This is a genomic window from Pseudarthrobacter cremeus, from assembly GCF_051857465.1.
Classification (GTDB): Bacteria; Actinomycetota; Actinomycetes; order Actinomycetales; family Micrococcaceae; genus Arthrobacter.
Genome location: NZ_JBPZHC010000016.1, coordinates 1 through 23966 on the forward strand (window position 1 = coordinate 1; position 23966 = coordinate 23966).

Annotated in this window: 18 protein-coding genes and 4 pseudogenes; 15 read left to right on the forward strand and 7 right to left on the reverse strand. The window is 62.6% G+C overall.

Annotation, left to right across the window (positions count from 1 at the left end; genetic code table 11):
- Positions 1–838 precede the first annotated feature (838 nt).
- Together ACS5PJ_RS20545 and ACS5PJ_RS20550 are read right to left on the reverse strand one after the other, a co-directional pair.
- A pseudogene (locus ACS5PJ_RS20545) lies at positions 839–2061 on the reverse strand (IS701 family transposase).
- Positions 2062–2945: 884 nt separating this feature from the next.
- A complete protein-coding gene (locus ACS5PJ_RS20550) occupies positions 2946–3941 on the reverse strand; it encodes an MDR family oxidoreductase (protein WP_439436713.1) in 996 nt (331 codons plus the stop codon).
- A gap of 764 nt (positions 3942–4705) precedes the next feature.
- On the opposite strand from ACS5PJ_RS20550, the gene ACS5PJ_RS20555 reads away from it, so the two are divergent.
- From ACS5PJ_RS20555 to ACS5PJ_RS20580, 6 genes are all read left to right on the forward strand, one after another.
- Positions 4706–6106: an MFS transporter gene (locus tag ACS5PJ_RS20555; RefSeq protein WP_439436714.1), complete on the forward strand. Its 1401-nt coding sequence runs from the start codon at positions 4706–4708 to the stop codon at positions 6104–6106.
- Between the two features lie 52 nt (positions 6107–6158).
- Entirely contained in the window at positions 6159–6941 is a 783-nt protein-coding gene (locus tag ACS5PJ_RS20560) for an SDR family NAD(P)-dependent oxidoreductase (protein WP_439436715.1), read from the forward strand.
- Entirely contained in the window at positions 6941–8323 is a 1383-nt protein-coding gene (locus ACS5PJ_RS20565; RefSeq protein WP_439436716.1) for an aldehyde dehydrogenase family protein, read from the forward strand. Before ACS5PJ_RS20560 ends, ACS5PJ_RS20565 begins: the two co-directional genes overlap by 1 nt.
- A 73-nt stretch (positions 8324–8396) precedes the next feature.
- On the forward strand, positions 8397–9491 hold the full coding sequence (locus ACS5PJ_RS20570; RefSeq protein ID WP_439436717.1) for an aromatic ring-hydroxylating oxygenase subunit alpha: 1095 nt from the start codon (positions 8397–8399) through the stop codon (positions 9489–9491).
- Between the two features lie 47 nt (positions 9492–9538).
- On the forward strand, positions 9539–10543 hold the full coding sequence (locus tag ACS5PJ_RS20575) for a PDR/VanB family oxidoreductase (protein ID WP_439436718.1): 1005 nt from the start codon (positions 9539–9541) through the stop codon (positions 10541–10543).
- 101 nt (positions 10544–10644) lie between these two features.
- A complete protein-coding gene (locus tag ACS5PJ_RS20580; protein ID WP_439436719.1) occupies positions 10645–10785 on the forward strand; it encodes a hypothetical protein in 141 nt (46 codons plus the stop codon).
- Here ACS5PJ_RS20580 and ACS5PJ_RS20585 read toward each other — a convergent pair.
- Positions 10782–11090, reverse strand: coding sequence for an antibiotic biosynthesis monooxygenase family protein (locus ACS5PJ_RS20585; protein ID WP_439436720.1), 309 nt, complete (start codon positions 11088–11090; stop codon positions 10782–10784). The genes ACS5PJ_RS20580 and ACS5PJ_RS20585 overlap by 4 nt on opposite strands.
- 704 nt (positions 11091–11794) lie before the next feature.
- Positions 11795–11952 (reverse strand): annotated as a pseudogene (locus tag ACS5PJ_RS20590) (integrase core domain-containing protein); the annotation flags it as partial.
- Between the two features lie 474 nt (positions 11953–12426).
- Between ACS5PJ_RS20590 and nboR the strand changes: the two are divergent.
- From nboR to ACS5PJ_RS20610, 4 genes and pseudogenes are all read left to right on the forward strand, one after another.
- Complete coding sequence (nboR, locus tag ACS5PJ_RS20595; protein ID WP_439436721.1) at positions 12427–13125, forward strand: nicotine blue oxidoreductase; 699 nt, start codon at positions 12427–12429, stop codon at positions 13123–13125.
- Between the two features lie 307 nt (positions 13126–13432).
- On the forward strand, positions 13433–13681 hold the full coding sequence (locus ACS5PJ_RS20600) for a hypothetical protein (protein ID WP_439436722.1): 249 nt from the start codon (positions 13433–13435) through the stop codon (positions 13679–13681).
- Positions 13681–13803 (forward strand): annotated as a pseudogene (locus ACS5PJ_RS20605) (IS110 family transposase); the annotation flags it as partial. The gene ACS5PJ_RS20600 and the pseudogene ACS5PJ_RS20605, both read left to right, overlap by 1 nt.
- Positions 13804–14167: 364 nt before the next feature.
- Positions 14168–14437 (forward strand): annotated as a pseudogene (locus ACS5PJ_RS20610) (IS110 family transposase); the annotation flags it as partial.
- 110 nt (positions 14438–14547) lie between these two features.
- On the opposite strand, the gene ACS5PJ_RS20615 reads toward ACS5PJ_RS20610, so the two are convergent.
- The 3 genes from ACS5PJ_RS20615 to ACS5PJ_RS20625 all read right to left on the reverse strand — a co-directional run bounded on the left by ACS5PJ_RS20615 (position 14548) and on the right by ACS5PJ_RS20625 (position 16966).
- Entirely contained in the window at positions 14548–14649 is a 102-nt protein-coding gene (locus ACS5PJ_RS20615) for a hypothetical protein (protein ID WP_350224076.1), read from the reverse strand.
- A 477-nt stretch (positions 14650–15126) separates the two neighbouring features.
- A complete protein-coding gene (locus ACS5PJ_RS20620; RefSeq protein ID WP_439436723.1) occupies positions 15127–16275 on the reverse strand; it encodes an XdhC family protein in 1149 nt (382 codons plus the stop codon).
- A gap of 154 nt (positions 16276–16429) precedes the next feature.
- Complete coding sequence (locus ACS5PJ_RS20625; protein WP_439436724.1) at positions 16430–16966, reverse strand: PadR family transcriptional regulator; 537 nt, start codon at positions 16964–16966, stop codon at positions 16430–16432.
- A 93-nt stretch (positions 16967–17059) separates the two neighbouring features.
- On the opposite strand from ACS5PJ_RS20625, the gene ACS5PJ_RS20630 reads away from it, so the two are divergent.
- Genes ACS5PJ_RS20630 through ACS5PJ_RS20650 form a run of 5 tightly spaced genes read left to right on the forward strand, consistent with a single transcriptional unit; the run spans position 17060 to position 23964 of the window.
- Positions 17060–18616, forward strand: a complete 1557-nt coding sequence (locus ACS5PJ_RS20630; protein WP_439436725.1) for a class I adenylate-forming enzyme family protein — start codon at positions 17060–17062, stop codon at positions 18614–18616.
- Positions 18613–21021, forward strand: a complete 2409-nt coding sequence (locus tag ACS5PJ_RS20635; RefSeq protein ID WP_439436726.1) for a xanthine dehydrogenase family protein molybdopterin-binding subunit — start codon at positions 18613–18615, stop codon at positions 21019–21021. The genes ACS5PJ_RS20630 and ACS5PJ_RS20635 overlap by 4 nt, the downstream gene beginning before the upstream one ends.
- 2 nt (positions 21022–21023) lie before the next feature.
- Positions 21024–21803 (forward strand): enoyl-CoA hydratase/isomerase family protein, encoded by a 780-nt coding sequence (locus tag ACS5PJ_RS20640; protein ID WP_439436727.1) that lies wholly within the window; start codon positions 21024–21026, stop codon positions 21801–21803.
- An 11-nt stretch (positions 21804–21814) separates the two neighbouring features.
- Entirely contained in the window at positions 21815–22732 is a 918-nt protein-coding gene (locus tag ACS5PJ_RS20645) for an FAD binding domain-containing protein (protein WP_439436728.1), read from the forward strand.
- Positions 22729–23964 carry a 2Fe-2S iron-sulfur cluster-binding protein gene (locus tag ACS5PJ_RS20650; protein ID WP_439436729.1) on the forward strand — a complete coding sequence of 412 codons (1236 nt, stop codon included), beginning with the start codon at positions 22729–22731 and terminating at the stop codon, positions 23962–23964. Before ACS5PJ_RS20645 ends, ACS5PJ_RS20650 begins: the two co-directional genes overlap by 4 nt.
- Positions 23965–23966: the final 2 nt, after the last annotated feature.

Here is a 23966-nt window from a genome sequence, read left to right on the forward strand (position 1 = left end):
ACGCACTTATAGCGGAACTTGAACCGGCGGACAGATCACAGGGAAGACAGCACCCGCAGGCACGTCAGTTTGCAAGTGGGTCACACCGGTTCAAGACCAGTTCCAGTATTACCGTTTGCAAGGGCTGGAGTCCGGTTCGAGTCCCACCTCGGGCACGACGTTTTCCCTCGTCAGAGGCGATTTTGCTTTGACGTGTGTACAAAGCTTGTGGTTGCGTCGCTCTGACGGCTGGTTCGCGGGCTTTGGCCTGGCCGCCGCGGTGGCCTGTTCAGGTGTGTCGGGTGGCGGGTTCAAGGCCCTGGCTGGTGGGCCTTCCGCCTGCTGTGGGCTGGATTAATGCGGTTCCTCGTTTTGGTTCTGTCGGGTTGGCCGGGGATGGCCAACACCTGTTCATGGACCGGAGGGGCGGGCACAACATGACTTCGCCGACTGCGGTGCGAAACTTCCTTGGACGGCCCCGCTTTTCGGGCACGGGAACTGGGGAACCGCTGCTTGTCCTGCCAAAGGAGGTGTGGACAGTGTCAACACTTACTTCTGCTTTAAGGGCCGCTGGGGCCGACTAGTAAGCGTTGTAGCAGATTCCGGATTGCCGGCCGAGCATACCGCCTCGATTCCGCACGGGAGTGGCCCCATCTAGGTGCTGGAAATGACAGACAGCGACGCTGGATCTGGTTGTACAAAAAGGGCAGGGAGGGGCCTGGCCGCTCTGAGTTCTTGGGCGCTGTACTAGTACTACAGTCGCGTTTATGTCAGCTGCTGTCTTGTTTTGTAGTGGTGCCGGCGGGCGTTGTGTTGGTGTTTTCGGCGCCAGTCTGAGCGGTCGAGGACGTGTGCCGACTCAGGGACGATGGACCAGGCGAGGCGGGTGATGAGGTGCCGGATCTCGGGCAGGGAGAGCTCTAAAAGGCCTTCCGGCTCGGTTCCGGCGCCCTTTTTTGGCCTTGACGGCGGTCAGGAAGCGTGGGCGATCATGGACAGGGTGACATGCCGGTGCCAGCCGGTGTACTGGCGGACCTGGTAATGGTCGAGCCCGGCCTCGCCTTTGGCGGTCTGGAACGTCTCCTCGATCGACCAGCGCACCCCGGCGATACGGGCCATCTCGGGCAGGGAAACGCGCTTCGGGGTATAGCAGATGAAGTACGCGATCTCCTCCGGCTTGGCCAGGCTGCGGCGGGCCAGCAACCAATGCACTGCCCTTCCGTCTTCTGCCCCGTTAATGCGCACCCTCGCCCATGCGTAGTCGCGGACTCCCTTGGCCCCATCGCCGGCCGAGCGGGTCCGCCATGCGGTCTTGACCAAGTCCGGGACCGCCGCGTCGGCGCGCTTCTCGACGCCCAGGAACGAACCGTCTTTGACCACGACCCGCTGGGAAACTGGGACCGCGAGGACGTAATAGATTCCTCGCTCTTCCAAGGTGCGGCGCAACCGGTGGTACTGCCCGTAGACCGCGTCACCGGCCGCCCATTTCGCCGGAACCCCGGCATCCAGGGCGCGCTCGATCATGTCAATGGCCAGCGCTGGCTTGGTCTTGAACCCACGATCCACCGGGATGCCGGCTCCCGCGCACCGGTCCGGATCGTCCGTCCATTCCTTGGGCAGTTAGAGTTCCCGGTCCAGGAACGTTCTGCCGTGCTTTGTGGCATAGGTGAGGAACACGCCGATCTGGCAGTTCTCCACCCGTCCCGCGGTCCCCGAATACTGGCGGGCGACGCCGGCCGACCGCCGGCCCTTCTTCAGAAAACCGGTCTCGTCCACGACCAGCACCCCGTCCGGGTCCCCGATCTTCTCCACGACTTAAGAGCGCAGGTCATCCCGCAGCCCGTCCGGGTCCCAATCCGTGGTGGAGAGCAGTCGCTGCATCCGGTCAGGGACCTTGTGCTCAGCCCGCTCAAAGAGCGTCCAGGAGTTTTTCCGCTCCTCTTCCGAGAGCAGCCCCCTGACATACTCCACCGCGTTCGCCCGCGGCTCGGACCGGGCAAACCTGGCCCCGATCAGCTCCCCGACCTCGACCAAGCCATCGGCCCATTCCCGCACATCCGCCACGCAAATATCATCGCTCACCGCAAAGGATTAACACGCCTGCAAAGGAGAACGCGGTAAACGCCGATAACCAATGAAATAAACGCGACTGTAGTACTAGGAGGAAACTCAGGGGGCCGGGCTGGTGAACTTCGACATGGTCGTCACCGTCACCGTCACCGTCACCGTCACCGACGCGGACCGGCCCCCCCGACGCGGCTGCCGCGGTCGAACAGACGTCGGGCACCGCGGGTCCTGCTACGCCGCGCCTACGGCGCCCAGACACCGCCTTCGCGGCCTCGCTGCCGCTCGGTCTGGTGCTGCCCAGGCACATCCTGTTGCCCAGCGAAATCAGGGAGGCACTGCAAATGGCACGCATAAAGTTCCTGCCGATGAAGAAGAGCACGCACACCGCCGAAGCTCCGGCCAAGGACCGGAAGGCCAAAGCCCGTGAGCGGGTTCCCGGCTCACGTGGCTGGCACGGCCGGCGGGGGAGGGTCCGCGTCCCTGTTGCCTGCCGTGCGCGAATACCGGCGCGACGGTGCAGGTCTGCGGCCTGTGGCCGATCAGCTCCGGCACGTCCTCGCCCATAATCGGCGTGCCGCTGGGCCGGCATGAGGAAACGCAGGCAGATATCATTTGCACGAATGGGCAGGAATGAGGCCCCCTCTACCGTTTGGGGACCCGATGAAACGACCGCGGAGAGTGTCTTGCATCCTTGTCTCCCAGTGGACGTAAAGGTTAGAGGTAATCAACAGCGTTGCGAGACAGGTCGCCGATAAACACACGAACAAGCGCATTGGAGAGGGTCGTTGCCGCCTGCTCAGCTGAGTCGCGACACCGGGGCACCAAATCTCGCTGGGATACCGCGCCGGCGGCGGTCCTCCGCGGCCCTGGGAATCTGAACTGAGGTAGTCACGACCCGCTCAGTTCGCCATGCCCGTGATGTCCACAACCACGCGACCGCGGATGGCTCCGGTGAGGATCTTATGGCTCAGCTCGGGGAGCTGCTCCCAGCCTGCATCCACCGCAACCCCACGCAGGTCGTCGGCGGCAAAGAGGTGGTCCAGCTCGCCCCAAGCCTCGCGGCGCAACTCCGGGGAAGCATTAACCGAGTCGACGCCGAGGAGTGAGACGTTGCGCAGGATGAACGGCATCACCGTCGCCGGCAGCCCCAATCCACCAGCGAGCCCGCACGCCGCGACGGCACCCGAGTACTTGACCTGGCTCAGCACATTGGCGAGGGTCGCGCCGCCCACGCTGTCGATGCATCCGATCCAGCGCTGCTTGCCGAGCGCCGAGGTCTCGGCAGAGAGGCTGTCGCGCGGTATGACCTCGGTTGCTCCCAGGTCCTTGAGGTAAGGCTCCTCTGCTTCCTTGCCCGTGGATGCGTGGACCTCGTATCCGAGACGGGACAGGGCGCCGACAGCGAAGCTACCCACACCGCCGGTCGCGCCGGTGACCAGCACGGGGCCCGATCCGGGCTCGATGCCGGCGGCGCGCAGGCGCATGATGCAGAGCATGGCCGTCAGGCCGGCTGTGCCGACGGCCATCGCACCCCACGTGCCGAGTCGCACGGGGGCCTTGACGACGGATCCGGCCTCGATCCGCTGGTAGCCGGAGAATCCGCCCGGCCGGGTCTCGGAGAGGTTCGCCCCGGTGAGCACGACCTCGTCGCCGCCGGCGAAGCCGCCGCCCGCCTCGACGACCGTACCGGCCAGGTCGATGCCGCACGTCAAGGGGAAGGTCCGGACGACGCCGCGTTTGCCGGTCATGGCGAGTCCGTCCTTGTAGTTGAGCGACGAGTGCGTCACGCGCACCGTGAGGTCACCTTCGGGCAGATCTGCCTCAGTCAGGGTGACTAACTCCGCCGCCTGTTTCGGTGCAGCCACCTGGTAGGCGTGGTAGGTCAGGTTGGTCATTATTCTCCTCGGGAGTTGACAGGGGCGTCGTTGTGGCACTCTTCGTACCGGTGTCTGTGGGGCTATGGCAGCAGAAGGAGTCGCCGGCATGCTGGAAGCCGACCGCCCCAGACGGTCGGGGTGGTGATGACAAGCGCGTCAACCTCCTGGAGGGAATCGAGCGCCTGGTCGAAGCCGAGGTGGCTGGTCCCCGCCCACTCTCCTGTTGGCACCGACCCAAATCAGCCGCTCCTCGCGCCAGCAGGTCGAAACTGTCTTCCAGCAGTTCCAAGGGGACCCAGCGCCGACTGTGATTTCCCAACCACATGGAATTGGCCGTTGACGTGATCCAAGTCATATCGTATGCTCGGTAGCATCCGAATCAGACCATACTACAAGGACTGTCTAGAAGGGTCCAATGGCGGATCAGTCAGGAGAAGTCCGCGGGCGTTCTCATCTTCGTGCAGTGGTCGGCAGATGATATTCGGCCCCGGCTCGGCTCGGCGTGCAGAATTCCCTGACCGGCTCGCCGGGTGCCAGAGCTGGGAGGACGAGTGCCCCGCGACTGGGTTGGGGCCTCCAACAGGCGAGCCGTGAGGCGCAGTGCCTTCGAATCGCTACAACTCGCCGCGCAGAGGGAGACCCCTAAACCCAGTGCTGTTGGCGCCCGCTGACCAGGAGGTTTGAAGCCCCTGATCAGGACGCTGCTCTACCGTGTCCGGGCATTAGCCGGAACTCCGTCCCGGGAACTGCCCGGACACCGAACCGAGAGAAAGGGTAATCACATGCCCCACGTTGCCACTAGCCCGAAGGCCCATTCGCCGTTGCCCGCTGCGTTCGCGTCGGTGATGGGCTGGTCTTTTGACCTGTTTGACCTGTTTTTGTTGCTGTATGTCGCAGGGCCGGTTGGCCGGCAGATTTTTCCGGCTCAAAGCGAGACGTTCAGTCTCGCCCTGGTTTTCGCTTCGTTTGCGGTCAGCATCATTATGCGTCCGGGCGGGGCGGCGGTCTTCGGTGAGCTGGCTGACCGTATTGGCCGGAAGAAGATCATGGTGACCGTACTCGCCGGTGTGGGCCTTTCGACTGCCGCGATGGGTCTGGTCCCGACGTACGCGGCGATCGGGGCCGCGGCACCCATCATCTTCCTGATCCTGAGAGTCATCCAGGGACTTTTTGTCGGCGGCGTGACCGCCACGACACACACGCTGGGCACAGAGAGCGTCCCGGAGCGCTGGCGGGGCCTGATGAGCGGGCTCATCGGTGGTGGCGGGGCCGGGATCGGTGCGGCCATGGCCAGTGTCACGTTCATTGTGGTCGGACAGTTCTATCCGGGGGCCGCCTTTGATGAGTGGGGCTGGCGCGTCATGTTCTTCACCGGACTGCTGGGGGCGCTGCTCAGCCTGTTTGTGCTCACCAAGGTCGAGGAGTCCCCGATGTGGCTGGAGGCGCAGGAAGCGGCCAAGGCAGCCAGGGCCTCAGGAGCGGCAGCGCCTGTGCAGAAGATGCGGATCAAGGATCTGCTGACGGGCAAGTACCGCACCATCACCCTTCTCAACATCGCCCTCGCGGCCGGTGCCGGGGCCCAGTACTACCTGACGTCTGGCTTCCTTCCGACCCTGCTCGGACCCGTCGTGGCCGTGCCGACAGTCGAACGCGGCTGGATTCTGCTTGTCGCAAGCCTTGTTGTGGTTATTTCGGCTACAGCCACTGGTGAGCTGAGCCAACGGTTCGGCCGGCGCAAGACCATGCTCATCATCGGGGGCATCAATGTCGTCGCACTGCCGCTGTTCACCCTGGCCATAGCCGGTACGAAGCCCTCTGAGACCGGAACGATCCTGATGCTGAGCTGTTTGCTGGCGTTCTTCGCCAACGCTGCGTACGCGCCCTTGATGGTCTTCCTGAACGAACGCTACCCGACCGCCATCAGGTCACGGGGCACGGCCATCACCTGGAACACCGGCTTCATGCTCGGCGGGCTCCTGCCGACCTTCGTCAATCTGCTCAGCCCGACCGTCGGTGACGTCCCGGGCAAACTGGCAATCTTCCTCGTTGCCTCAACGGCCGTCTTCATCGGTGTGGTCCTGATCAGCCCCGAAACCCGCGGTGCCCTGGCGGAGTCGGAGCCGGCTGACAGCCCCGCCGTCGTTCACGACGAAGCTTCTCAGAATATGCCCCCGCGCTCCTAGCTCACAGAAACTCCTTGCTCACAAAAACTCGTAGCTCACAGAAGGAATTCACATGACTCAGTACGCATCCCCGTACACCGACCGTACCGTTCTTCTCACCGGCGTCTGCGGGGACATCGGTGCCACATATTTGTCGGCCTTCGTCGCTGCCGGAGCCAACGTGGTGGCCACCGACCTGCCCGCCCTTAGTGAAGCCGGAAAAGAGCTGGCTATCAACGCCACCCGGAACGGTCCCGGCCGTGCGGTCTTTGCCGACTGTGACATCACCGATGAGACCGGGGTCCAGCATGCGGTCGATACCGCGATCAAAGAATTCGGCCAGTTGGACAGCATCGTGAACAACGCCGCCATCTACCGGACCTTGGGTGGCAAACGACCCCTCGTTGAGCTGACTCAGGCCGATTGGGATCTGGTTCTACGGGTTAATGTCATCGGCTCGTGGCAGGTGATCAAGGCCGCTGCCCCCTATCTGGCCGTCAGCGGTCAGGGGCGCATCGTCAACATTGCTTCGGTGGTTTCTCGCACCGGCGCGCCCGGGTTCGCCCACTATGTAGCGTCGAAAGCCGCGGTTGAAGGACTCACCCGCTCGGCGGCCAGGGAGCTGGGCGTCGATGGAATCACCGTCAACTCCGTCTCTCCCGGACTGGTCGATGACGCTGCGACACGGGAACTGAACACCGATGCATACCTCAAAACTGCCGCTGCCTCCCGGGCCATCCCCCGCGCAATGGTGCCAGAAGACCTGGTTGGCGCGGTGATGTGGCTGGCCGGGCCGCAATCCGGGTTTGTCACAGGTCAGAACCTTGTAGTCGACGGCGGAGGGGTTTTTGTCTGATGATGGCCACGGAGTTCCAGCCAATCAATCCGACCACGCTTGCCCCACTGCCCGTCCTCCGCTCTGCGGACCTGGCCGACGTCGACGAAGCCGTTGCGGCAGTCACACAGGGCATGACTGGGACCTGGCCCCGGGACAACAAATTGCGGGCGGCCGTAATGCAGCGTTGGGCGGACCTGCTGGAGCGCGAGTCCGATGAGCTGTGTGCGGACCTGGTTAACGAGACCGGCAAGACCGTCGCTGAGGCGAGGATCGAGATCGCCGGTGCGGCCGACTCGCTCCGGTTCAACGCCGGACTCGCCCGGCTGCCGCTTGGTCGGGCGGGAAGCCTCTCTGATGGCTCGGAGGCGCATCTGGTTCGAGAGCCCGTAGGTCCCACAGTCTTCATCACTCCCTGGAACTGGCCTGTCCTGCTGCTCCTGCGCGACCTTGCACCAGCGTTTGCAGCCGGGGTCACCGCGATCGTCAAGCCGTCCTCACAAACGGCACATGTGACGTCCCGGGTGCTTGAACTCGGCCATCGGGCCGGTGTTCCGCGCGATGTCCTCGTCCTCGTCATCGGCGAAGCCGATGTCGGTTCTGCGCTCGTACGTCACCCGGGCACACGGGCGGTCGCGATAACCGGGTCAACGGCCGCTGGCCAGGCAGTTATGCGCGACGCCGCCGAGACCATGACCCGGCCGCTGCTCGAGCTCGGCGGCAAGGCCACCATGGTGATCCTTCCCGACGCCGATTTAACGACCGCGCTGGAACGGGCGGCACGAGCGTCCATTACTACGAGCGGCCAGATGTGCATGGCCTGTACGCGGGTTCTGGTCCACCAGGACCAGACTTCACAGGCCGAGGAGATTCTGCGGAGCATCCTCGGCACGCTTCGTCCTGGAGACCCGCGGAAAGCGGGAGCCCATCTCGGTCCGCTCATATCTGCCGCTGCCGTCGAAAAGGTGTCCAGGTTCGTGGACCTTGCGCGCGGGGCCGGACGCGTGGTGGTGGGCGGCGACATCGTGCATCCTGAAGGACTTGACGGCCACTTCCTCTCGCCGGCGCTCGTGACTGATCTTGAGTTGGCCTCGCCGGTCATTCAGGAAGACATCTTCGGCCCGGTCCTGTCCCTGGAGACCTTTGCCGATGAATCCGACGCGGTGGCGCTTGCCAACGGCACGCCCTTCGGCCTCGCAGCCGCGGTCTGGACCTCAGACCTTTCCCGAGGCCTCAGCCTGGCTCGCGGGATCAAGGCTGGCACCGTGTGGGTGAATGGCTACAACCATTCGTACGCGGAAATGCCCTCAGGGGGAGTTCGCATGTCGGGACTTGGGCGAACCCGCGGCGTCGAAGGCATTGAGCAGTTCACCGAGCTTAAGCACATTCATTTCTCACTGTGAGCCGACAATTTTGGAGGCGTTCGCAAGCCGGTATTAGCCGGCGAGGGAAAGCCAACAATCAGAAGGAAAGACGATGACTGCTACCGGATCAAAGGCTTCAACAACGAATAAGACGCTGGGCCACCCTCTGAATGCCTGGTACGTCGCGGCCTGGGACCATGAGGTGACCCGCCAGCCGTTGTCGCGCAAGATCGCCAACCGTCCGCTGGCGCTGTACCGCACGGAAGACGGCAGGGCAGTCGCTCTTGCCGACGCCTGCTGGCACCGGTTGGCACCGCTGTCCATGGGGAAGCTGGTTGGCAGGGAAGGGATTCAGTGTCCCTATCACGGCATCGTCTACAATTCTGCGGGACGCTGCGTATCCATGCCGGCCCAAGAAACCATCAATCCCAGCGCCACGGTGCCGTCGTTTCCGGTCGTGGAGCGTCACCGGTATGTGTGGGTTTGGCTTGGCGATCCGGCACTGGCCGACCCGGACCAGGTGCCGGACATGCACCAGATGGATCATCCGGACTGGGCCGGCGATGGCCTGACAATTTCGCTGAACTGCAACTACCAGCTGGTCCTGGATAACCTGATGGACCTCACACATGAGGAGTTCATCCACACGTCCAGCATCGGCATGGACAACATGAGCGCTGTGGGCTTCGATGTATCCCACGAGGAGAATACGGTCACACTGAGCCGCTGGATGCGGAACATCGATCCCCCGCCCTTCTATCTGAAGAACATGCGGGACAAGTTTCCAGGGTTTGAGGGCAAGGTCGATCGCTGGCAGATCATCCGATTCGAATCACCTTCGACGCTGTGCATCGACGTCGGAGTAGCCAAAGCCGGCACCGGAGCGCCGGAGGGAGACCGCAGCCAGGGCGTAAACCTCTACGTCATGAATACCATCTCCCCGGAGACGGACCGGACGTGCCACTACTTCTGGGGATTCATGCGCAACTACCGTCTTGAAAGCCAGTTGATCACCACCCAGATTCGCCAGAGCATCGACCATGTCTTCGGTGAGGATCAGGTTGTTTTGGAGGCCCAGCAGGTCGCGATCGACGCCAATCCGGACTATGAGTTCTACAACCTCAACATTGATGCCGGCGGCATGTGGGTCCGGCGACTGATCGAACGCCAGTTGGAGGCAGAAGGACGCCTCGTGGCGACCGTCTAGCACGGCGTGCATCTGTCATTACAGGAAGCTCAGGCAGGTAAGAAAACATGGCATCAACGAACAATGAGGTGTGGCAGGTGGGGACCGTCGTAGAGACCCAGCGTATCGCCACCGATATTCAACGGATCGTACTAGAGCCGTCCCGGCCAAAGAAGGCCGATCCTGGTTCGCATTTAGACGTGATGGTCACCATCGGCGGGGAAGAGCGCAAGCGGTCCTATTCAGTCGTGGAATCCGAGCCGAACGGCCAACGATTAGCTATTAGCGTCCTCATGGCTCCGCAGTCGCGCGGTGGCTCCGTCTTTATGCACGATCTGGAAGTTGGTGACTCCCTCGAGATCACACAGCCGCTGCAGAACTTCCCGCTGCGGGTCGGTGCCAGGCACTACTTGTTACTTGCAGGCGGCATCGGAGTCACGGCCATCGTGAACATGGCGCGGGTGCTGAAAAACCTGAAAGCGAATTACACGTTCGTATATGCCGGCCGCAACCGCAAGGCTATGGCGTATCTATCAGAGCTGCAGGATTTTCATGGTGAGAACCTGGTGGTCCATGTGGACGACGAGGGGACATCGCTCAGCGTCGAGGAGCTGGTCGACACCGCGCACACGGATACGGAACTGTATATGTGCGGGCCGATCCGGCTGATGGACGTCGTCCAGCGAGCGTGGATCGCGCGCGAGCTGAACTTTACGAACCTGCGCTACGAAACTTTCGGCAACAGCGGCTGGTATGACCCGGAGGAGTTCATCGTCCGGATCCCCAGGCTGGGTGTCGAGACCAAGGTCGGCAAGAACCAGTCAATGCTAGAAGCCTTGGAAGAGGCGGGCGTTGAAATGATGTCCGACTGCCGCAAGGGGGAGTGCGGGCTCTGCGAGGTCAAAATAATTGAGCTCGATGGAGCCATTGACCACCGCGATGTCTTTTACAGTGAACGCCAGCAGCAGGCCACGAAGAAAATATGCTGTTGCGTTTCCCGCGCGATTCCTCCGAAATCAGGTGCGAGCGCTTCAATTGACGGCCTGGCAGTCGTTACCATCAGCGTGTCCTAGGACCGGTATCAACAAATCGGGCCGGGCAGTCAGGCCGGGCATCGCCTGTATATAGCGACTGATGATGGCGGATCCAGTGAGAGCTGTAGTTGATTACACAGATGACAGAGCTCTGGAGCGCAGTCGCGCTGTTCGGCACGGCGGATAAGCCGGCGCTGCTGGCGGGCATGGCACTGGTGAACACAGCGTTGGTGGCTCTCGCGGGCGTGCTGGAACTTTGGAGGCGCCGGGCCGTTTGTTAGTGGGTGTTGGTCTGCGCGTCCTCGATGACGTCATACAAGGCAGTCCGGTGGTCTACCTTCTGCAGCTCGTCGAGCCTTGCGCGCGTGGAGAGAAAGGCGGGATCCCCATGCCAAGCCGCCCAGTCCCGCTGGCTTCTCCAGGTCCCGATGATGACCCGAGTGTCGCGTGCGTCAGCAGGGGAGAGTAACTGACCGGAGATCCACCCCTCCTTGTCGTGGGCTGATCTGAAGCGTTCTCGGATCAGTTGGTCCCACTCTTCCGCTGAGTCCGAATGGAGCTGCATGGTGCTGACGACGGTAATCATGGAACCTCCTCGAAGGATCGGCTATCCGAGTGCAGTGTGGACAGGTTCTCAGGTTAGATGCTGGCCGTCAACGGGATGGTGCTGCTGCCCCCCCAGGTCGGATGGCACGGCCATCACAAAAGCCGCCCAGCGCAGCGCGATAAACTCGGCCGCGGAGCTGAGCGGTCTCCTCGTGGTCCCGGAGTTGGTCGAGTCGATCGGGCTGGAGAGCCCAGGCTCAGCTCGCCGAGAACCCCGAGTCCGTAGAGGCTGACACCCAGCGTCTGCAGTGGAAAGCCAGGAATGGCTACCGGGCAGGGTTGGGTTACGTGCTCAGCAGGCCCTCCGTGCATCCTTTGGGCTGGCCCGCGTGGATCATAGAGGCGGCAACAGCAGATACCCCTGCGGATGAAAGTAACCACCCTAGTTCCCACGACTTGACCAGAACCCGTTGAGGGCGCAGGACAAACCAAGGCTGTTTGCGACAGGAAGACTCCAAGGAGTTCGTGCACCCTTCGTGGCCTCACTCCACTGAGGCATTTCAGTACTCCATCCGGCTTGAAGACCCCTCGATTGACCGTTTTGACCGCTACCTTGACGTAATCCGCTGTCGGGGCTGGAACTTATGAGCTAGACACGTTTTGGGGTTGCCTGAAAATCGTGGACAGTTGATCAGGCGGCGTGTGCCAACTGAGATTTATTTGTGGTGAGGAATCGTTCATGTTCACGGGGGTGGTGTAGCCCAGGGCTGAGTGCAGCCGGGCACGGTTATAGAACTCCTCGATCCAGCGCCTGTTGCCTGGATCGCTGCCTGCCTGGTTGCCCGGCGGCGCCGGTCATAGAACTCGGTCTTCAGGGTGGATCAGAACGATTCCTGCATCGCCTTGATGGGGTCGCGCTAAATGGCTTAGGAGGACGTTCCCACGTCGGTTCTGCCTCGGCCTCTTAGCCGCTAGTCCTGACATTTGAAGACCCTCTTCCGGTGGAACAGGGCCGTCCCTGCTGGCTCGTTTCGAATTACATTTCGCCAGGGCTGGGCCGCTATTAGGGCGTTCCCCAGGTAACGGCCCCGCCAAGGCAGGTACGCTTTAGGCAGCGTCCTCAGCCAACACTTCGTCTCGCAGCGGAGGCCTGCACGACAGGCCTTGAGGGGGAGCCCGGTTGATGGGTAAAAATGGAGGAAGACAGCACCCGTGATCATGCTCTTACAGCCGCGGTTCGATGCCTGCGTCGCTGCAGGAGGTTTTGGACTGACGGCACGACATTTACGAGGTTAGCGACCACTAACTGGAGTATCCACCTCTACCAGCCAGCGGTCTTTGCTATCGAAACGGAAGGCGGTTCTAAGGTGGAGCATATGGCACCCCTTCCAGCTCCGGGCGGCATTAAGGGCGACGCACCTGCCGATACCACCGCTGTCCTTCTCGCCGCGGGTGCCGGCACGAGGCTGGGGCGCGGCCCGAAGGCGTTGCTGCCGTTCCGGGGCCGCACCCTCGTTGAAGTACTGGCAGACGTCCTGCTCGACGGCGGCTGCCGCGAAGTCGTGGTAATACTCGGGGCCGGGGCGGAGTGGGTACGGAAAGTCCCTGGACTGCAGCCGCACAGTTTGGTGGAGAACCCCGACTGGCAGACCGGCATGGGCAGCTCGTTCAAATTGGGACTTACCACCGCGCGGCCTCAGGACCATGTGCTCGTGGCACTTGTGGACCAGCCGGGGCTCACACCGGAAACCGTGGGCTTGCTGCTGAAGGCACACACGCCCGGCCGCGTCACGGCCGCCGCGTACCGGAACGACTCCTATTCTGAAGGCTTGGGTTCTGGAGGCACGGGTGCTGAGGGTGGCCCAGGGAACGTGCGGCGCGGTCATCCCCTGCTGCTGGATGCAACGCTGCGTGCCAAAGCCGCGGCGTCCGCAACAGGCGACGCCGGTGCCCGGTTTTTCCTGCAGGCGCACCCGGAGCTGATCGACCTGGTGGATTGCACCCCGGCTTCGGGTTCAGGCCAGTCCGGCGGGGAAGACCTCGACACCCCGGACCAGCTGCACCTGCTTGGCTAGTACACCTGCTTGACTAGCGGTCCAGCGCCGCTGTCGCGCCGTGGTGGGAGAAGCTTGTGTGTGCCTCGCGGTTTTGTCTGTGGCGGTGGGCGCATGCCGGGGCAGATCATGGAGGTGTCTGTCACGGTTGACGCCGGTTCTTCCTTGGTGCTGTGTTTGAGCCTGCTGACTAGCGTGGCGCGGAGGGCTTCCACGGGAACCGTGGATTGTTGCCTTGGTGCACGAGTGTTAGATTCCTGAATTTTTCCCTGTCCTCCCCGCGGCAGACGCCCAGATTATTGGTTCAGGGTGGTCAGGAGGAGCAGTCATGGATATCGTGCACGAGCGGGCGGCTGGTTTGGATATTTCCAAACGCGACGCGAAGCTCTGTCTGAGGGTTCCCGGGCTCCGGGCCGGCACCTATAGCTCCACGGTGACGACCTGGGGTGCCACTACCGGGCAGATCCTCGAGTTGCGGGAATTTCTGGAACGCGAGCACGTCACCACGGTGGTAATGGAAGCGACCAGTGATTACTGGAAGCCCTTCTTCTATCTCCTGGAAGAGCGCTGCCGGTGATGCTGGTCAACGCCAAGTCAGCGCGCAACATCCCGGGCCGAAACACCGATGTATCCGACGCGGCCTGGCTCGCCCAGCTCGGCGCTCACGGCCTGCTCCGGGCATCGTTTGTCCCGCCGGAACCGATCCGGGAACTGCGGGACCTGACCCGGGCCCGGGCCATTGCCACCCGTGACCGGACCCCGCGAAATCCAGAGCCTGGAGAAGTTCCTCGAGAGCTCGGGGATCAAACTCTCCTCCGTGGTCTCAAACCTGCTCGGTGTCTCCTCCCGGGCGATGCTCGAAGCCCTCATCAACGGCGAACGCAACCCGGAAGTCCTCGCCGGCCTCGCCAAAGGCACCCTGCGCTCCAAAATCCCGGAACTCATCGACGCGCTGACCGGCCGGTTCAAAGAACACCACGCATTCATGGCCCGCCTGCACCTGGACCAGATAGATGCCCAAACCCGCATCATCGACGCGCTCACCGGGCGGATGGAAGAGGCGATGACACCCTTTCGTGCCGCCAGGAAATTCCTGGCCACCATCCCCGGAGTCTCACTCAAAGTCGCCGATGTGATCCTCGCCGAAACCGGGGCGGACATGTCCCGCTTCGAAACCCCCGGCCGGCTCGCGTCCTGGACCGGTGTCTGTCCCGGATCCAACGAATCCGCCGGCCGGATCAAATCCGCGCACATCATGCCCGGCACCAAATACCTCAAGGCCGCCCTCGGCACCGCAGCCCTGGCCGCTTCCCGAAGCAAGGACACCTACCTGGCCGCCAAATACCGGCGCATTGCCGCCCGCCGCGGACCGATGAAAGCCATCGTCGCCCTCGAACATTCCATCCTCAACGCAGCATGGCACCTGCTCGCCGACGGCGAATGCTACGCCGACCCCGGCGCCGACCACTTCACCCGTCTGGACCCGATCAAAGCCAAAAACAACGCCATCAAAAAGCTCAACAACCTCGGCTTCAACGTCACCATCACCCCCGCTACCGCAGCCTGACAGCCATCACCTTCGTATTAGAGCAGCTGCTTTGCCGAGCTCCGAGGTCTCGGAAGACAGGCTGTCGCTCGGGATGACCTCGGTCGCTCCCAGGTTACTTCCTTGCCCGTGGATGGGCGATCCGGATCCGACCCGGCGATAATGGCCTTCGGAGGGACCGGGCGCCCCTTCGAACGCCAGCCTCCTCCTGCCTCATATCGCCTAGTCCAGCACCACCAGGCTTTACAGGCCGAGGAGTTTCTGCGGAGCACCGTTGGCACGCTTCATCGTGAAGACCCGCGGACAGCGGGAGCCCATCTCGATCCGCTTATATCTGCCGCTGCTGTCGAAAAGGTGCCCGGGTCTGTGGACCTTGCTACAGGGCCGGACACTGGTGGTTGGCGGCGATAACAGCGGTTCATCCGCCGGCGCCTCCAGCAAGGGCGGTGCTGCCGGCAACCAGTTTCGCGGCTTCCCTAAAAAGGAACCTTCTCGGAGCGCTCCTGGGCGTTTGGCTGATACCGGCTCTGCCGACCATGGATCGGCGTGGACATAGAGGTGAGTCGGCGGCCGCTGCCTCCCCAGGCAGACGCAACAATTTCAGCGGCGATGGACACCGCTGTTTCTTCCGGGGTTCGGGCACCCAGATCCAGTCCAATGGGTGAGGAAAGCCTTGCCAGGGCGTGCTCTTCGACACCGGCCTCCCGCAAACGGACCATGCGGTCCTCGTGCGTCCGCCGGCTACCCATGGCTCCAATGTAGGCGGCCTCGGTCTGCAATGCGGCCTCTAGCAACGGAACGTCGAATTTCGGGTCGTGGGTCAGAACGCAGATGACGGTCCGGGCGTCAACGACGGCGTTTGCCAGGAATTTGTGCGGCCACTGCACAACAACCTCATCAGCTTCCGGGAAGCGCCGCGGTGTCGCGAACACCGGGCGCGCGTCACACAAGGTGACTCGGTAACCGAGGAACTTGCCCATGCGTACTACCGCTGCTGCGAAATCTATGGCACCAAACACAAACATCCGGGGCGGAGGTGTGAAGGAGGCAACGAACACGGCCACGTCGTCAACTCTCTGTTCGCCGTCTTGTCCGAGGTGTAGGGTCCCCGTCCGGCCAGCTTCCAAAAAACCACGCGCTTGGATAGAGACGCCCAGATCCAGGCCTGTCGATCCAAGGGACCCTGAAACGAAATCACTTCCGATCAGCAGATGGCGGCCGATGTTTGAGCTGCCTCCGGTGACTGTGGCCACGCTGAGAGCCTTACAATCCTCAACTGCCTGGGCTACGCGAAGAAATTCAGGAAAAGTCCCCCTGGTGACCGGCTCGATAAAGACTTCTATGGTTCCGCCGCACGTAAGCCCTGCAGCAAAAGCGTCACCGTCTGCGACGCCGTAAACCACCGAAACCGGCTCGCCCGTCGCCAGGACCTGCTTCCCAAGTTCGTATACAGCACCTTCTACGCACCCGCCGGAAATGCTTCCGACGGCTTCCCCCGACGTTGACACTGCCATGGCAGCGCCAGGTGGCCGCGGTGAGGACTCCCAGGTCCGGATCACCGTCGCCAGGGCGAAAGCAGTTCCATCCTCGAACCAGGACTGCAGCTGGCCAACAATGTCCCTCATGAGCAGTGAATTCCAGGATCATGTCTGTTTTCCATCTTCAAACCGCCTATCGGTATTGGTAATTCAAGCTCATGGATGCGGGCGTTCGGCGCTCAATAGTCCGAGCCGCGCTTGGGCCGTCCTTTTCCCATCACTGTTCCAAACCCCGGCGATGCTAACTTTCGTGCTCACGTTCGAACTCTTCCCAGAACTTCAGCGCTGCGTGCTCGAGCGCGAGCCCAAGGCGCAACGGGACCATCCGGTGTGCTACGTCCTCCCGGCCACTGAACCGTTCCTGCATGGCGGTGTATGTCCTGATTCGGTCATGGTGCTGGACAATTTGTTCCTTCGCGAGTAGCAGAAGATCTTCAGGGTGCGCCAGTTCACCGAAGAACAGTTTCATCTGCGCGATGTCCCTGACCTGCATCTGCTCACCGGTGGGCTCTGCGAGCCAGACACGCAGTTCACGCGTTCCCTCATCAGTGATTGAGTACGTCTGGCGCCGGCGCCCGTCAGCCTCGGTTGAGACAGTCAGCAGCCCGGCCTTGACGAGGCTCTTTGGCTCGGAGTAAAGCTGTGCGTGTGGGAAAGGCCAAAAGTACCCAACCGAATGCCCGATGGCGCGCTTCAGGTCATACGAGGTGCTGGGTCCTCGCACGGCGACCATCCCGAGAATTACGTATGAGGTTGGGGTCAGCTTAGCCATTGACATGCTATCAAGCATACCGTAGTGTCCTTACCGTATTGAATGTACGGTCCGGAATGGACTGTTTTGGATCAACGTCGATCGGTCAGGAGAAGCTGCGTGGATATTGCCACCACTTTAAGATGGGCTGCCGAGCGTTATCCGCAGCGGTTGGCTGTAGGGGGCGCGCACCCTCTGACGTACGCAGAGTGGGACGAGCGCACGGATCAGTTGGCCATGGCCCTGCTTGCCCTCGGACCCGTCCCCGGCGACCGCGTCGTCCTCATGCTTCAGGGCGGCGAGCCGCTGGCTTCGCTCCATCTGGCCGCCCAGAAAGCCAATCTGACCTCCGTTCCTCTGTCAACACGGTTCGGCGTCCACGAACTGGCTCATTGTGTGGGCGATTGCTCGCCAGCCCTGGTTGTGGTCGATGACACCACCGCAGACCTGGTGTCCGAGGCTTGTACTTCCCTCCATGCCTCGGTGGCCATCGTGCATGTCAATGACCTTCGCAAACCGAGGCAGTATGCCCGTTCGCTGCCGAGCGCTCCAGCCGAATCTGATTTGAGTGTGATGCTCTACACTTCCGGTACCACGGGAAAGCCCAAGGGCGTGCCGCGCACACATAAGGCAGAACATTCGGCGGCGGTGGCCCACCTGATCCAAACGGGCCAACCAACCGGGGCGGTGTCCCTGGGCGTCATGCCAATGTTCCACACCATGGGGCTGCGGTCCCTGCTCGCAAGTGTCATTGGCGCCGGAACCTGGGTCCCGCAGGCCAAGTTCAGCGCTGATGAGTCGATGGAGCTGATTATTGACAACGACATCGATACGCTTTATCTGGTTCCCACAATCTATTGGTCGCTGTACCAGACCGGTCGGTTCCCAGAGGCACGCAGCGTGCGGCGTCTCGCCTATGCCGGGGCGGCCATGACCTCCACACTTGCTCAGCAGCTTGTGGAGGCTGTGCAGCCCGAACGGTTCGTTAACCACTTCGGCAGCACCGAGATCTACACTTTTACGATCGGCCCTGACAGTGCGCGAAAGCCCGGATGCGCAGGCCGTGCCGGAGTCTTCTCCAACGTCCGCCTCGTGGATCCCGTACCGGGGGCGCATCCCGACCAGGTTGTTGCCAAAGGTGAGCAGGGGCAAATCGCGGTCAGCATGGACAGCCCTGAAGCATTTGCCGGCTACTGGAACCGCCCCGACGCCGACGCCAAATCCATTCGGGACGGCTGGTACTTCCCGGGGGATCTCGCCACAGAGGATGACGACGGTGACCTGTGGGTTTCGGGGCGCGTCGACGACATGATCAACTCCGGCGGCGAAAACCTCTATCCCGAGGAGATCGAGCGCAGCCTTGCCGGCTGCCCCTACATGGAGAATGTGGTGGTCGCCGGCACCCCCCACGACAAATGGGGGTCAGCCGTCACGGCCTTCTTCGTCCCCGCGGACCGGACCGACCCCCGCCTCACCCTCGCCCAGGTCGAGACATGGGTACGCGAGAAATCCGGCCTGCCCTCGCTTCAACGACCGAAACGACTCGTCGCGATTGACGCTATCCCGACCTCTGCGGTCGGCAAGATCCTGCGCCGCAGGCTCGTAGACGGCGACTACAAAGTCCTCGCCGATACAGAGAGCAACCCGTCCCCACCACCTGCCAGGAGCTCCCAATGACCGATGATCTCGCACGCATCGAGGATCCCCAGCTCCTCACCGGCCAGGGCCGCTTCCTTGATGACCTCGACCCCCTACCCGGAACGTTGGTGGCCGCTGTAGTTCGCAGCCCGCACCCGCACGCCCGGATCCGCAGTGTCAACTTCGAGCGCGCTCGGCGCCACCCCGGCGTCGCTGCCGTGATCGGCCCGGAGGAGGTTCTCCAAACCCTGAAACCGTTCCCGCTCTCCGTGCAGACCCCGATGCCCTACTACCCAACAGGGACCGATAAGACCCGCTACGTAGGCGAACCGGTCGCCGTGGTGGTCGCCACCGACAGGTACACCGCCGAAGACGCCGCCGAGCTCGTCGAGATTGACTACGAACCGCTGGAAGCTGTCGTGCGCACGTACGAGGCCATGGAGGCGAACGCGCCGCGCCTGCACGATTCCGCCGACAGCAACGTGGCCACGGACCGCACGTTCACCTTCGGGGAGGTGGACGAAAGTTTCGCCCAGGCCCGGCACACCGTCTCCAAGCGTTACTCCTTCCCCCGCTACTCCTCCACGCCCATGGAGTGCTCCAGCGTGATCGCAGAGTGGCGGGAAACCGCAGACGGGCCGGAGGTGACAACATGGGCCAACTTCCACGGACCCTTCTCAATGGTCCAGGTCGTCGCGGGTGCACTCGACATCCCGACGTCCCGGTTGCGGCTGATCGTCCCTGCCGACATCGGCGGCAGCTTCGGCATCAAGGCAGCAATCTACCCCTACGTTGCACTGATGGCTCTTGCCAGCAAGCACGCCGGCAGGCCGGTGAGATGGACTGAAGACCGCCTTGAACACATGCTCTCGAGTTCCGCCGGATCGGACCGCGAAATGACGTTTGAGGCCGCATTCGACGACCAAGGCGTTATTTCGGCCCTGCGCGTAGACCTGATCGACAACGTCGGAGCCTACATGCGCCCTCCCGAACCCAGTACCCTGTACCGGTGCTTCAGCAACATCACCGGCTCCTACCGGATCGAGCAAGTCCAGATCCGCGCCCGGGCAGTGGTCACGAACAAATGTCCCACGGGCCTCAACCGGGGATTCGGCGGACAACAGCTGTACTTCGGACTCGAGCGGCTGATAGATGACATCGCCCTCGAACTGGGCCTGGACCCCGTGGAGGTCCGCCGTGTCAACCTCATCGGGAAAGATGAGTTCCCGTACTCGACTCCAAGCGGGGGCATATATGACTCCGGCGATTACCAGACTGCCCTGCAGATGGTCCTCGATGCCGCCGACTATGAGGGGCTGCGGGAGGAACAGCGAGCAGCGCGTGAGCGGGGCGAGCTGTTCGGAATTGGCGTGGCCACAATTACCGATCCTTCGGCGACCAACATCGGATATGTCGGACTCGCCACCCCGATCCACAACCGGGGCCACGGCAAATCCGGCTCGACTGAACACGTCCGGGTCAGTGTCGATCCACAAGGCATCGTCACCGTTCTACTCGGAACTGTTCCGCAAGGCCAGGGACACGCCACCGTCGCCCGGAAGATAGTAGCGGACCGGCTGGGTCTTCCCTTGAAGCAGGTGCGCCCCAGGGTGGAGATGGACACGGCGACCACACCGTGGACGATCAGCACCGGAAGCTACTCGTCACGGTTTGCTCCGTTGCTGACAAGCGCGTTGATTGAGGCCACGGACCGTCTGGGCGAGTCCATCCGGATCGCCGGAGGCGTGCTGCTCCAGGCCGACCCTGCGGACCTCGAATTCGCCGACGGACAAATCCATGTCATTGCCGACCCCGGCCGCAGTGTTCCCTTCCGACAAGCAGCGGGTCTCATTCACTGGGATCCCGGTTCCCTGCCAGAGGGTGCCTCCGCACGGATGTACGAGGAAGCTGCATTCACTCCGCCGCAGTCCAAGGCGCCTTCACGCACCGATCAGATCAACTCGAGCCTGTGCTACGGATTCGTCGCCGAGCTCGTAGCCTGCCGGATAGACCCTGAGACCCTGCAAATAAAAATCGAGACACTGTCCACGGTGCACGACGCAGGAACAATCCTCAACGCCACCCTCCTCGACGGCCAGATCCACGGAGCCCTCGTCCAGGCACTCGGCGGCGCGCTCTACGAGGAAATGACCTATTCGGACTCCGGCCAGCCGACAGCGACGACGTTCATGGATTACCTTTGCCCCACCAGCGCCGAATCGTCGTTTCCATTGATCAGCAACCACCTCGAAACACCGTCTCCGCTGACCACGTTGGGCGCCAAGGGATCCGGCGAGGGCAGCTCCATGAGTTTCCCTGTGGCAATTGCCAACGCAGTCGCCGACGCCCTTTCCCCGCTCGGGATCTCCATCGACTCGCTGCCTCTGCACCCGAACATTATCCACAAGCTCATCCAGGCGAATGCCACCAAGGAAGGAAACTAACAATGCCACTCACCGGAGGCGAAATCCGACTCGAACGCAGCCACGAAGGCCGCGTCGCAAACCTCACGCTCAACCACGGGCGCTTCAACATCATCACGTGGGAGACCCGGCAAGTGATGGCCGACCGGTTCGCTGAGATAGATGCCGATCGGGACATCAAACTCGTGGTCATACGTGCGGAAGGCGAACATTTCACCTCCGGAGGCGACATCGCGGGCTTCATGGAGGTCGACCCCATTGACCTTACTGATCTTGGGCAAAACGTCACCGCCCCTTCCCGAAGCCCCAAGCCGGTCATCGCAGCCATCGACGGCTACTGCTTCGGAGTCGGCCTCGAGCTGGTCCTGTCCGTCGACATCCGGATCGCCACTACCGCTGCCAGGTTCGCCCTGCCGGAGATGAAGCTAGGCATGATTCCCGGGAGCGGCGGCACGCAGCGGCTTTCAAGGCTGATTGGCCTGTCCCGCGCTAAGTTCCACATTCTCACCGGTGAGCGCATTACGGGCCAGCAAGCCCTCGACTGGGGCCTTGTCAACATCCTGGCTCCCGACGCAGAAGCACTCGAAAAGGAAACCCAGGCGCTTGTCGACAAGATGCTCGGATACTCTCCTATCGCCATGCGCACGGCGAAGGAGGTCCTGGACAAGGGGATTGACGGCCCTCTTTACACCGGCATCGAGCTTGAACGCAAGGCGTATTCGATGCTTCGGGCCAGTCACGATTTCGCCGAAGGGGTTGCTGCTTTCGGAGAGAAACGCACCCCCGAATTCCAAGGACGCTGAGGTATCCAGTCGTGAAAGCAGCCCCCTTCGCATATGTGCGCCCAGGCAGCGTTACCGACGTGCTCAGTGAACTCAGCCGGGACGGCGCCAAGGTCATCGCAGGCGGACAGTCGCTCGTCCCCGTCCTGGCTATGCGACTGGCGCAGCCGACAACATTGGTGGACATTAACGCTGTCGATGAGCTTCATACGCTGAGAACGGAGCCTAGCGGCGTGCGGCTTGGGGCCGCGGTGCGGCAACGCACAGCACAGCGAGACCCCGCCATCGCAGAAGTGCCCTTGCTTGGACTGGCACTGCCGTGGATCGGGCACCGGGAGATTCGCAGCCGCGGAACCGTCTGCGGCAGTCTCGCACATGCGGACCCTGCGGCGGAGCTGCCGGCCGTGGCAATTTGCCTGGAAGCAACCCTAACGATTGCAAGCCCTAAAGGCGAGCGGACCGTCGATGCGGTCGACTTCTTCACCGCGGCGATGACGACGACAGTGCAGCCGGAAGAATTAATCACTTCGGTCTACTTCCCCCGAGCCACCCAACACCAGGGCTTCGGTTTCGCCGAAATTGCCCGAAGGCATGGTGACTTTGCGCTATCCGGCGTCGCTATTCGGATAGACGCGAAGGACCCGACGAGACCCTCTGCCCGGATCACGTGTTTCGGCATATCGGACATCCCGCAGGTCCGGGACGTTTCCGAGCAACTCACGGCTGCTGTGGGCAAGGACGGCCCTGATGCGCCGGAAGCACGCCTGCGCACGGCCTTGGCTGCTGCGGCGAAAGAACTGGCCGCTGATGTTGTCGACACCGGTGGCGATGAACATGGCAGCCAGGCATACCGGCGCCAGCTGATCACCGCTCTGGCCAGCCGCGAACTCGCTCGAGCCTATGCCAAGGCAGTCCGCGCATCCAGCCACACTGATGAGGAGAAAGAATGAGTACCCCGCGCACTGTTGCCCATACCGGACATGAAGACCTGGTGGCCGTCGACTTCACCGTCAACGGGACTCCCGTTTCGCTGCGGGTTCCTGCGCGGATGACCCTTTCGGACGCCCTGCGCGACAATCTCGGCCTCACGGGCACACATGTCGGATGTGAACACGGTGTATGCGGGATGTGCACCATTCTGATCGATGGTGATGCCAGCCGTGCATGCCTGCTCTTCGCCTGCCAGCTGGACGGCGCGCAGATCACCACAGTCGAGGGCCTCGGCAAACCCGACGACCTGCACCCCCTACAGGAGTCCTTCGGCCGACACCACGGCCTGCAGTGCGGATTCTGTACCCCGGGTTTTCTGATGAGTTCATACGACCTGCTCGACCACCAGCCCGACATTCGGCGGGAGGACCTTCCGGAGGAGCTTTCCGGAGTGATCTGCAGGTGCACCGGCTACCGCAACATCATCGATGCCGTCGACGACGTTGCAACAAACCACCGCACCGGCCTCCCGGGACCGAAGAACTGCGGACAACGAACCCTGACCGGCCGTTCTCCCGTCGGATCGACGGCTACAGCGGATGAACCCACCGCAGCGTCCGACTCTGTTCAGGACAGTGCACCCGAAAAAATCAGCATGCCCAGCGGTGAACCGACAATCGCCATTGACGTCACGACCGTTCTCGAATCCCCGCCGCAGGACGTCGCCCGGGTTTTCGAAGACATACAGCTGCTGGCCCGGTGCCTGCCGGGGGCGGAGCTCACGGAGGAGCTTGGCGGCAATTGGTACCGGGGCCGGGCCCGCGTTGCCTTGGGGCCCATCAAGCTTTCGTTCAACGGCTTTGCCCATCTTCTCGAACATAAATCAGACCGGATGCATGTACTCGGCCAAGCCAAAGACACCGGCGGCGGCCGCGCCCAAGCGGAGATCCATCTCTTGGCTGTCCCTGACGGGACAGGGACGCGCCTGCAGGCCGAAGCCCGGGTGTACCTCGTCGGCCGCATCGCCGGGTTCGGCCGGTCCCTGGCAGGAGATGTCAGCCGCCGAATGTTCGAAGACTTTGCCAAGGCCGTGGACCAGGCCGCGCGCGGCGAGGAACCTGAAGTCGGCTCCAAACCGCCCAGCGCGTTCGGAATCCTCGTCGGCGCCATGCGTGACCGGATCCGCAGCGTTCGGGAACTCCGTCGCAAGGCTCCCGGTCGTCAAGCCAACAACCCCCACGAAGAAGCATGATC